We start from the raw sequence: 10,171 nt of genomic DNA, 5'->3' as shown, positions 1-10,171 counted from the left end.
CGGCGAGGGCGACCTGACCACGACCGACGTCCGGCGGGTGTGGCCGGAGCTGCTCGCCATCGTCAAGAAGCACAAGCGCACCACCGAGGCGCTGCTGAACAGCTTCCAGGTGCACCAGCTGGCCAACGGCGTGCTGACCCTGTCGACGTCCTCGCCGGCGCTCGCCCGGCGGCTGAACGACGACCTCAACCGCGAGATCGTCCGCCAGGCGCTCAACGAGCTGCTGGGGGTGCGCTGGCGCATCGACGGCGTCGTCGACGGCGCCGGGCCGGCCGCCGGCGGTGCCCGCGCGGGGGCGCCCGAGGCGGCACGGGAGGCGGCCCGCGCCGCCGAGGCCGCCGAGGCGCGCGAGCTCATGGCCGAGCGCGCCGCGGAGGGGCCCGACGGGGAAGGCCGCGAGCCCGGCCCGGTCGTCGACCAGGAGCAGGCGGCGCTGCAGCTGCTGCGCGCCCAGCTCGGCGCCCGGCCGCTCGACGGCTGAGCGGTCGCCGCCCGACCGCCGGGAGGAGACCCGACGCGCGACCCGCGGCGGCGCGCCCTCACCTGTCGCACCCGCGGCCTACTCTCGTGGCATGTTCCCCGGAGGCCAGCAGCCCGACCTGTCGCAGCTCATGAAGCAGGCGCAGCAGATGCAGCAGCAGCTCGCCGCCGCCCAGCAGGAGCTGGCGGCCACGGAGGTCACCGGCACCGCCGGTGGCGGGCTGGTCTCGGCGACGATGACCGGCGACGGTGACCTGACCGCGCTCACCATCGCGCCGGCGGCCGTCGACCCGGACGACCTGGAGACGCTGCAGGACCTCGTGGTCGCCGCGGTCCGCGACGCCAAGCGCGCCGCGGACGAGCTGACCGCCAGCCGGATGGGGCCGCTCGCCGGCGGCCTCGGCGGCGGCATGGGGCTGCCCGGCCTCTGATCGGGCGCGCCCGCCCGATCCACTTCGCAACCCGAGGAGCACCGTGTACGAGGGTGCCGTCCAGGACCTGATCGACGAGCTCGGTCGCCTGCCCGGCGTGGGGCCCAAGAGCGCCCAGCGCATCGCCTTCCACCTGCTGTCCGCCGAGTCGGCCGACGTCAGCCGCCTGGTGGCCGCCTTGACGCGGGTGCAGGAGTCGGTCCGGTTCTGCGTGACCTGCTACAACGTCGCCGAGGCCGAGCAGTGCCGCATCTGCCGCGACCCGCGCCGCGTCGAGGACGTGCTGTGCGTGGTCGAGGAGCCCAAGGACGTCGTGGCCATCGAGCGCACCCGCGAGTTCCGCGGCCGCTACCACGTGCTCGGCGGGGCGATCAGCCCCATCGACGGCGTGGGCCCCGACGACCTGCGGGTCAAGGAGCTGATGAGCCGGCTGATGGACGGCACGGTCAAGGAGCTGATCATCGCCACCGACCCCAACCTGGAGGGCGAGGCGACGGCGGCCTACCTGGCGCGGCTCGTCGGGCCGATGGGGCTGGCCGTGTCACGGCTGGCCAGCGGCCTCCCGGTGGGCGGGGACCTGGAGTACGCCGACGAGGTCACGCTCGGCCGGGCCTTCGAGGGCCGCCGCCGCATCGACGCCTGACGGCCCCCTCCGGAGCCTCGGCCGAGCGTGCGAGGGCTGAGGGGGAGGGGGTCCTCCTGCCAGCTGCCCCCACCGCTCGTGAGCTCGCGGCGGGTCCCTGCAGCTGGGCCGTTCCAGCCCCCCCGCCAGGTCACGGCTTGGTGTCGATGGACGACCGGCCCTGCCGGGGAGCGCCGGGCGCCCCCTAGGGTTCCCAGGCGATCCGCGGAGCCTTTGGCGTCCGCGGCCCCCACGTCCGGAACTCGTCCGGCCCGCTGTGGCCGAGGAGGCAGGTCTTCCGCGATGACACGTCGTCGTACCAGCCGAGCGCTCGCCGCCTCCGCGGCCGCGCTCACCGCAGTCACGCTCTCGGCCTGCGCCTCGAGCGACCGGGACTCCGATGAGGGAGGCGGCGGTGAGACCGCCGCGTCCGGCGGCACGATGGTCTTCGGCGCCGCCGGTGACCCCGCGATGTTCGACCCCGCCTTCGCCAGCGACGGCGAGACGTTCCGGATCGCGCGCCAGATCCACGAGGGCCTGCTGACCAACGAGCCCGGCACGACCGAGCTCGTCCCGGCGCTGGCCGAGGACTGGGAGGTCAGCGAGGACGGCCTGGAGTACACCTTCAACCTGCGTGAGGGCGTGCAGTTCCACGACGGCACGGACTTCAACGCCGAGGCGGTCTGCTTCAACTTCGACCGCTGGCACAACTTCACCGGCCTGGCCCAGAGCCCGAGCGCCACGTACTACTACCAGGCGGTCTTCGGCGGCTTCGCCGACAGCGACAACCCCGGCATCTACGAGGGCTGCGAGGCCGTCGACGAGAACACCGCGGTGGTCAGCTTCAACCAGGTGACCAGCAAGATCCCCGCCGCGCTGTCGCTGCCGGCGTTCTCCATCCAGAGCCCCACGGCGCTGCAGGAGTACGACGCCGACAACCTCTCGGGCTCCGAGGACGCGATCAGCTACACCGAGTACGCCCTCGAGCACCCGACCGGCACCGGCCCCTTCCGCTTCGACAGCTGGGACCGCGGCAACGGCGAGGTCACCATCGTCCGCAACGAGGACTACTGGGGCGAGCCGGCGCTGCTCGACAGGATCATCTTCCGCACCATCCCCGAGGGGAACACCCGCCGGCAGGAGCTGCAGGCCGGCACCATCGACGGGTACGACTTCGTCTCGCCCGCCGACTACGACACCCTCGAGAGCGAGGGCTTCCAGGTTCTCGTCCGCGACCCGTTCAACATCCTCTACCTGGGCTTCAACGGCGGGAACGTGCCCGGCACGAGCGCCAACCCGGCGCTGCAGGACGAGCGGGTGCGCCAGGCGATCGCCCACGCGATCGACCGCGAGACGATCGTGAACTCGCTGCTCCCCGAGGGCTCCGAGGTGGCGACGAACTTCATGCCGCCGTCGGTCGACGGCTGGGCCGAGGACGTGCCGACCTACGAGTACGACCCGGAGCGGGCCCGCCAGCTGCTCGAGGAGGCCGGCGCCGCCGGCACCACGCTGCGGTTCTACTACCCGACCGACGTCAGCCGGCCCTACCTGCCGGACCCGGCCGCGATGTTCCAGGTGATCGCCGAGGACCTGCAGGAGGTCGGCCTGACCATCGAGCCGGTCGCCCTGCAGTGGAACCCGGACTACCTGCAGGCGGTGCAGGCCGGTCAGGCCGACATCCACCTGCTCGGCTGGACCGGTGACTACAACGACGCCTACAACTTCATCGGCACGTTCTTCGCCGAGGACCAGAACAACCAGGCGTCCGCGGAGTTCGGTGCGTTCAGCGCCCCGGAGATCTTCGCCGCGCTGGCCGAGGCCGACGCCGAGCCCGACCCGGCCAACCGGATCGAGCTCTACCAGGAGGCGAACCGCCTGATCAAGGAGTACCTCCCGGCCGTGCCGATCTCGCACTCGCCCCCGGCGCTGGTCGTGGCCGAGAACGTCCAGGGCCTCGAGCCCAGCCCGCTGACCGCGGAGGACTTCTCGACGGTCTCGCTGCAGGACTAGCAGGGATCTCCCCGGCCGCGCCGGCGGTGGCAGTGATGCCGCCGCCGGCGCGGCCGACCGTCCGGTGTAGGACAGCGGTGTCCGGAAAGGCTGGTCCGAGCGCGTGCTCCGCTTCATCGTCCGGCGGCTCCTCCAGCTGATCCCGATCCTGCTGGGGCTGTCCGTCCTGCTCTTCGCCTGGCTGCGCGCCCTCCCCGGCGGGCCCGCGCAGGCGGCCCTCGGCGAGCGCGCCACCCCCGAGGCGATCGCCCGGTACAACGAGCTGTTCGGCCTCGACGAGCCGCTCTACGTCCAGTACTTCCGCTTCCTGGGGCGGGCCGTCCAGCTCGACTTCGGCAACTCCACGCAGTACGGCCGGCCGGTCACCGACGTGTTCCTCGAGCGGTTCCCCGGCACCATCGAGCTGACCCTCCTGGCGATGGTCTTCGCCATCGGCGTCGGCATCCCGCTGGGCTACCTCGCCGCCCGCCGGCACGGCAGCTTCCTCGACTCGGCGTCCGTGATCGGCTCGCTCATCGGCGTCGCGATCCCGGTGTTCTTCCTGGCCTACCTGCTCCGGCTGCTGTTCGCCGTCGAGCTCGGCTGGCTGCCGGGGTCCGGGCGCCAGGACGTGCGCATCGACGCCACCCGCATCACGAACTTCTACGTGCTGGACGGCCTGCTGACCCGCGAGTGGGACGCCGCCTGGGACGCCGTGATGCACCTGGTGCTGCCGGCGATCGCGCTGGGCACGATCCCGCTGGCGATCATCGTCCGGATCACGCGGGCATCGGTCCTGGACGTGGTGAACGAGGACTACGTGCGGACGGCGAACGCCAAGGGCCTGGCGATGGCGACGGTGCGCCGCCGCCACATCGTCCGCAACGCGCTGCTGCCCGTCTCGACGACGATCGGCCTGCAGACCGGGTTGCTGCTCTCCGGTGCGGTGCTGACCGAGACGGTGTTCGCGTTCGGCGGGGTCGGCTCGACGCTGTACGACGCGATCAGGCTCCGGGACTTCGCCGTGCTGCAGGGCTTCATCCTCATGCTCGCCGTCGTCTACGTGCTGGTGAACCTGCTGGTCGACATCTCCTACGGCCTGCTCGACCCGAGGGTGAGGGTCCGATGACGCGGGCACGACAGGACCGGGGGGTGCGGCGGTGACGGCGCTCGGGGACCACAAGCGCGAGCGCATCGACGCGCTCGCGGCCCGGGCCGGGCAGCTGCCCGAGGGCGAGGCCGGGCTCTCGCTCACCCGCAGCGCGATCCGCCGCCTGCGGCGCGACCCGGTGGCGATCACCGGGGCGGTCATCGTGCTCGTCTTCCTCGTCGTGGCGGCGTTCGCGCCGCTGCTGGCGCCGAAGGACCCGGTCACCCAGTACCTGCTGTCGGAGATCCGGCCCGGCACCATTCCGGGGCCCCGGGAGGGCTTCCCCCTCGGCGTGGACAACCTCGGCCGCGACCTGCTCTCCCGGCTGATCTACGGTTCGCGCCAGTCGCTGCTCATCGGCGTCGTGTCGACCCTGCTCGGCCTGGTGGCCGGGATGGCCCTGGGTGTGCTGGCCGGCGCGTTCGGCGGCTGGGTGGACACCGCGGTCATGCGGTTCGTCGACATCCTGCTGTCCATCCCGGGCCTGCTCATGGCGATCACCATCTCGGTGCTGCTGGGGCAGAACCAGTACGCGCTGATGATCGCCATCGCCGTCGTCCAGGTGCCGATCTTCGCCCGGCTGCTGCGCGGCTCGATGCTCGCCCAGCGCGGCAGCGACTACGCCGTCGCGGCCCGGGCGCTGGGCGTGAAGCAGGGGCGCATCGTGTTCGGGCACGTGCTGCCCAACTCGCTGTCGCCGGTCATCGTGCAGGCGACGCTGTCCCTCGCGACGGCGATCATCGAGGCCGCCGCGCTCTCCTACCTCGGTCTGGGCGACCCCGACATCGCCCGGCCTGAGTGGGGGGCGATGCTGGCCAACGCGCAGGACTTCCTGTCCACCCGCCCGGCGCTGGCCGTCTGGCCGGCGCTGTGCATCATCGTCGTCGCGCTGGGCTTCACGCTGCTCGGCGAGCGGCTGCGCGAGGCCCTCGACCCGAAGTTCCGGAGGTGAGCCCCCTGCAGGCACCGGTGCTCGAGGTGGAGGACCTGGCGGTCCGGTTCACCCGCCGCGGCGAGCAGCCGACCCTCGCCGTCGACGGCGTCAGCTTCTCGGTGGCCCCCGGCGAGACGATCGGGCTGGTCGGGGAGTCCGGCTGCGGCAAGTCGGTCACCTCGCTGGCGATCATGGGCCTGCTGCCGCGGCGCGGCGTCGAGGTGACCGGCTCGGTCCGGTTCGACGGCAACGACCTCGTCGACGCCCCGGACCACGTGCTGCGGGGGCTGCGCGGCGCCGACATGGGGATGGTCTTCCAGGACCCGCTCTCCTCGCTCAACCCCACCGTGCCGATCGGCACCCAGGTCACCGAGGTGCTGCTGGAGCACCGCCAGATGTCCAAGGCCGAGGCGCGGGACGAGGCCACCCGGCTGCTCGACCGGGTCGGCATCCCCGATCCCGGGCGCCGGCTGAAGGAGTACCCGCACCAGCTCTCCGGCGGCATGCGGCAGCGGGCGCTGATCGCCATGGCGCTGGCCTGCGCGCCGCGGCTGCTCATCGCCGACGAGCCGACGACGGCGCTCGACGTCACCATCCAGGCGCAGATCCTGGAGCTGCTGCGCGAGCTCGTCGTCGACTCGGGGACGGCGCTGGTGATGATCACCCACGACCTCGGCGTCGTCGCCGGGCTGTGCGACCGGGTGCACGTCATGTACGCCGGCAAGATCATCGAGACGGCGGACCGGCACGACCTGTTCGCCCGCCCCCGGCAGCCCTACACCGGCGGGCTGCTGGCGTCGGTGCCGCGGCTGGACTCCGCCCGCGGCGCCCCGCTGACGCCCATCCGCGGCTCGGCCCGCGACGCGATCCCGTGGGCCGAGGGGTGCGCCTTCGCCCCGCGCTGCGACAACGCGCAGGACGACTGCCTGACCGAGGTGTCGGGCAGCACCGTGCCCCTGGTGCCGGACGGCCCCGGCCGCGAGCTGCGCTGCCGCCACCCGCTCGAGCACCCGTCCGCGCCGTCGGGCGCCACCGCCTCCGGAGCCGCCCGATGACCGCCGTCCCGACCGCCGGCCAGGACGACCTGCTGCGGGTCGAGGACCTGAAGGTCCACTTCCCGATCAGGAAGGGCGTCTTCTTCGACCGCACGGTCGGGCACGTCAAGGCCGTGGACGGGGTCTCGCTCACCGTGCCGCGGGGCGCCACCTACGGGCTGGTGGGGGAGTCCGGCTGCGGCAAGTCGACGCTGGGCCGCGCCATCCTGCGGCTGGAGGAGCCCACCTCCGGGCGGGTGCTCTTCGACGGCACGGACGTCGCCGCGCTCAAGGGCGAGCCGCTCCGGCAGATGCGCCAGCGGATGCAGATGGTCTTCCAGGACCCGCTGGGCAGCCTGGACCCGCGGCAGAACGTCGAGTCGCTGCTCTCCGAGCCGCTGCACGCGCACGGGCTGGGTGGGGGCAAGGCCGGGATCGCGGAGAAGATCCGCGGCCTGCTGGACGCCGTCGGCCTGCCCTCGGCCGCGCTGCGCCGCTACCCCCACGAGTTCTCCGGCGGCCAGCGGCAGCGCATCGGCATCGCCCGCGCCGTCGCGCTGGAGCCGGACCTGCTGATCGCCGACGAGCCGGTGTCGGCGCTGGACGTGTCGGTGCAGGCGCAGGTGATCAACCTGCTCGAGGAGCTGCAGGAGCGGCTCGGGCTCACCTACCTGGTCATCGCGCACGACCTCGCCGTCGTCCGGCACATCAGCGACGTCGTCGGCGTCATGTACCTCGGCTCGCTGGTGGAGCAGGCCCCCGCCGACGCCCTCTACGAGCAGCCGCTGCACCCCTACACGCGCGCGCTGATGAGCGCGGTGCCGGTGCCCGACCCGGAGGTCGAGGAGCAGCGCGAGCGGATCCTGCTCGCCGGCGACCTGCCCTCGCCGGCCGATCCGCCCACCGGCTGCCGGTTCCACACCCGCTGCCCGTGGCGGCAGGAGACGCGCTGCGACGACGAGGTGCCGGCGCTGCGCGAGCTCGGCCCGGGGCGGCTGGTCAGCTGCCACTGGGCCGAGGAGATCCGCGACGGCGTGCTGCACCCGCGCTCGCCCGAGGAGGTGCTGCACGCCGGTGCGGCGGTCCACCCGGGGACGGGCGGGCGGTCCCGGGACGACGACCCGACGCCTTTCCTCGGCCGGGACACGCCGGTGCCGCGGGCCGAGCAGGGCTGACCTATGCCCGGGCGTCCCGGTCGGTGACGACGACGTCGTCGCCGCGGCGGACCGCGCGGCCGACCCGCAGCCGGAGCACGCTGCCCACGAGCCGGACCAGGCCGCTGTAGCCGGGCGTCGGCCCGTGGTAGCCCAGGAAGCCGCGCGGGCCGTCGACCATCTCGCCGGTGCGCACGTCGTAGCGGCTCTGGTGCCACGGGCAGACCAGGCAGCCGTCGGCGTCGACGCTGCCCTCGGCGAGGTCGGCCAGCTGGTGGCGGCAGCGGCGGGAGACGGCGAAGTGCTCGTCGTCCCCCCGGTTGCCCACGGCCCAGCCGCCGACGCGGCGGACCGTCCGCGGCGGCAGGTCGGCGGCGGGGATCGAGTCGGGGTCGGGCACGCGGGGCTCCTCGCAGGCGGCGGTTCGGCGGGAGCCCCGTACCCACCGCGCCCGGGCCGGACCCCTCGGCCGTCGGTAGGGTCCTCCCGACCGACGTCGCCGCTCCTGGAGGTTCCCGTGCGCCGGCTGTTCGTGGTGCTGGGGGTCCTCGCCGTCCTCGTGCTCGGCGGAGGCCCGGCGTGGGCGGTGCCCCCGTTCCGGCTGACCGACCAGGTCACCGACCAGGTCGGCGCCCTCAACGGCAGCGCCGGGGAGGTCCGGGGCGTCGTCGAGGAGCTCGGCGCGGACACCGGCACCGACCTGTACGTCGTCTTCGTCTCCTCCTTCGACGGCGCGGACCAGGGGGAGTGGGCCCAGGCCACGGCGGAGCTGAGCCAGCTCGGCGAGGAGGACGCACTGCTCGCCGTCGCCGTCGACGACGAGCGGTACGGCACCGTGCGCCCGGCCGACTTCCCGGTCACGGGGGCGGCGTTCGACGAGCTGACCGACGAGCGGGTCGCCCCGGAGCTCTCCGCGGGCGACTGGGCCGGCGGCGTGGCCGCCTTCGCCGAGCTGCTGCGCGACGGCGGCGCGGCGGCGGACCAGCAGCCGGCGGAGGCGGCGGACGGCGGTTCCGGCGGGTCCGGCGTGCTGCTGGTGCTCGGCGGGATCGCCGTGGTGGGCGGCGGCGCCTACCTGCTCAGCCGGTCGCGCCGGGCCCGTGGTGGTGCGCTCCCCGCCGGCCGGCGGGCCGAGCCCGATCCGCACGAGGGCGTGCCCACCGACGAGCTGCAGGGCCGGGCCAGCGAGGCGCTGCTGACGCTGGACGAGGCGGTCAAGACCTCGCAGCTGGACCTCGACTTCGCCCGCTCGCAGTACGGGGAGGAGGCGGTCGCCGGCTTCGGCGCCGCGCTGGGGCAGTCGAAGGCGGACCTCGGGCGGGCGTTCGCGGTGCGCCAGGAGCTCGACGACGACTCGGGTGGGCGGGGGACCGACAGAGACGAGCCGACCACCCGGCGGATGCTCGCCGAGATCCTCGCGCTGACCGGTGCCGCGGGCGCCCGCCTGGACGAGCTGAGCGCGGCGTTCCAGCAGCTGCGCGACCTGGAGCGGAACGCCCCTGAGGTGCTCGCCGGGCTGGAGCCCCGCATCGCGGCGCTGCGGGCGCGGCTCCCGGAGGAGGAGCGGCGGCTGGCGGGGGTCCGGCAGCGGTACGCGGGCTCGGCGGTGGCCGCCGTCGCGGACAACGTGCAGGAGGCCGCCGCCCGGCTCGACGCCGCCGACGACGAGGTGCGCGAGGCGCGGGAGGCCCTGGCCGCCGGCCGCGGCGGACAGGCGGTGGGGGACATCCGGGCCGCCGAGGACGCGGTCGCGCAGAGCGGCACGCTGCTGGACGCCGTCGGCCGCCTCGCCGCCGACCTCGACGCGGCCGCCGAGCGGGTGACCGCCGTCCGCGCGGAGACGGAGAAGGACCTCGCCGAGGCCCGCGCGCTGGTGGCCGGTGGTGACCGCAGCGGCCTGCCGCCGCAGATCGCCCGCGCCGAGGCCGCGATGGCGGCGGCCGACGCCGCGCTCCACCCGGCCGGTGGCGGGCCCGGCGACCCGCTGGCCGCGCTGCGCCAGCTGGAGGACGCCGACGACGCCCTGGAGGAGGCGCTGGCGACCGCCCGCGACGCCCGGACCCAGGCGCGCCGGGCCGCGGCCGCGCTGGACCAGGCGTTGCTCACGGCGCGCTCGGCGGTGGGCGCGGCCGCCGACTTCGTCGACACGCGGCGCGGGGCGGTCGGCCCGGAGGCCCGCACCCGGCTGGCCGAGGCGCAGCGGCACCTGGACGCCGCCGTCGGCCTGGGGAGCACCGACCCGGTGGCCGCCCTCCGCGAGGCCCACCAGGCCGGCATGCTCGCCCAGCACGCGCTCGACCTGGCGCAGGACGACGTCGACCGGTGGCGCTCCGGGTACGGGCCCGGCGGCTTCGGTGGCTACGGCGGGGGCTACGGC

The 10,171-nt window shown here is 74.5% G+C and carries 9 protein-coding genes and 1 pseudogene; 9 read left to right on the top strand and 1 reads right to left on the bottom strand.

All coding sequences use genetic code 11. The features are described from left to right. From E9529_RS20150 to E9529_RS20115, 8 genes and pseudogenes are all read left to right on the top strand, one after another. Positions 1 to 481, top strand: a pseudogene (locus E9529_RS20150) (DNA polymerase III subunit gamma/tau); the annotation flags it as partial. A gap of 91 nt (positions 482 to 572) precedes the next feature. Beyond that, on the top strand, positions 573 to 911 hold the full coding sequence (locus E9529_RS20145) for a YbaB/EbfC family nucleoid-associated protein (protein ID WP_236833053.1): 339 nt from the start codon (positions 573 to 575) through the stop codon (positions 909 to 911). A 43-nt stretch (positions 912 to 954) separates the two neighbouring features. Beyond that, positions 955 to 1,554 carry a recombination mediator RecR gene (recR, locus tag E9529_RS20140; protein ID WP_236833052.1) on the top strand — a complete coding sequence of 200 codons (600 nt, stop codon included), beginning with the start codon at positions 955 to 957 and terminating at the stop codon, positions 1,552 to 1,554. A 282-nt stretch (positions 1,555 to 1,836) separates the two neighbouring features. Continuing rightward, positions 1,837 to 3,543, top strand: coding sequence for an ABC transporter substrate-binding protein (locus E9529_RS20135; RefSeq protein ID WP_236833051.1), 1,707 nt, complete (start codon positions 1,837 to 1,839; stop codon positions 3,541 to 3,543). Positions 3,544 to 3,646: 103 nt separating this feature from the next. Next, entirely contained in the window at positions 3,647 to 4,651 is a 1,005-nt protein-coding gene (locus E9529_RS20130; protein ID WP_236833050.1) for an ABC transporter permease, read from the top strand. A 31-nt stretch (positions 4,652 to 4,682) separates the two neighbouring features. Further along, positions 4,683 to 5,624: an ABC transporter permease gene (locus E9529_RS20125; protein ID WP_236833049.1), complete on the top strand. Its 942-nt coding sequence runs from the start codon at positions 4,683 to 4,685 to the stop codon at positions 5,622 to 5,624. After that, positions 5,621 to 6,661 carry an ABC transporter ATP-binding protein gene (locus E9529_RS20120; protein WP_236833048.1) on the top strand — a complete coding sequence of 347 codons (1,041 nt, stop codon included), beginning with the start codon at positions 5,621 to 5,623 and terminating at the stop codon, positions 6,659 to 6,661. The genes E9529_RS20125 and E9529_RS20120 overlap by 4 nt, the downstream gene beginning before the upstream one ends. Continuing rightward, on the top strand, positions 6,658 to 7,815 hold the full coding sequence (locus E9529_RS20115) for an ABC transporter ATP-binding protein (protein ID WP_236833047.1): 1,158 nt from the start codon (positions 6,658 to 6,660) through the stop codon (positions 7,813 to 7,815). The genes E9529_RS20120 and E9529_RS20115 overlap by 4 nt, the downstream gene beginning before the upstream one ends. Position 7,816: 1 nt before the next feature. On the opposite strand, the gene E9529_RS20110 is transcribed toward E9529_RS20115, so the two are convergent. Further along, positions 7,817 to 8,194 (bottom strand): Rieske (2Fe-2S) protein, encoded by a 378-nt coding sequence (locus E9529_RS20110; protein WP_236833046.1) that lies wholly within the window; start codon positions 8,192 to 8,194, stop codon positions 7,817 to 7,819. Between the two features lie 117 nt (positions 8,195 to 8,311). On the opposite strand from E9529_RS20110, the gene E9529_RS20105 reads away from it, so the two are divergent. Beyond that, positions 8,312 to 10,171 (top strand): TPM domain-containing protein (locus tag E9529_RS20105; RefSeq protein WP_236833045.1); only part of this gene is annotated, 1,860 nt, incomplete at its 3' end.

Source organism: Blastococcus sp. KM273128 (assembly GCF_021698975.1).
GTDB lineage: Bacteria > Actinomycetota > Actinomycetes > Mycobacteriales > Geodermatophilaceae > Blastococcus.
The sequence above is the reverse complement of the archived record's forward strand: the minus strand, read 5'-3'. Positions and strand labels throughout refer to the sequence as shown.

What these genes read in the sequence shown, in the direction of transcription:
- E9529_RS20145 (WP_236833053.1), top strand. Translation starts at nt 573, where the DNA reads ATGTTCCCCGGAGGCCAGCAGCCCGACCTGTCGCAGCTCATGAAGCAG.
- E9529_RS20135 (WP_236833051.1), top strand. Translation starts at nt 1,837, where the DNA reads ATGACACGTCGTCGTACCAGCCGAGCGCTCGCCGCCTCCGCGGCCGCG.
- E9529_RS20115 (WP_236833047.1), top strand. Translation starts at nt 6,658, where the DNA reads ATGACCGCCGTCCCGACCGCCGGCCAGGACGACCTGCTGCGGGTCGAG.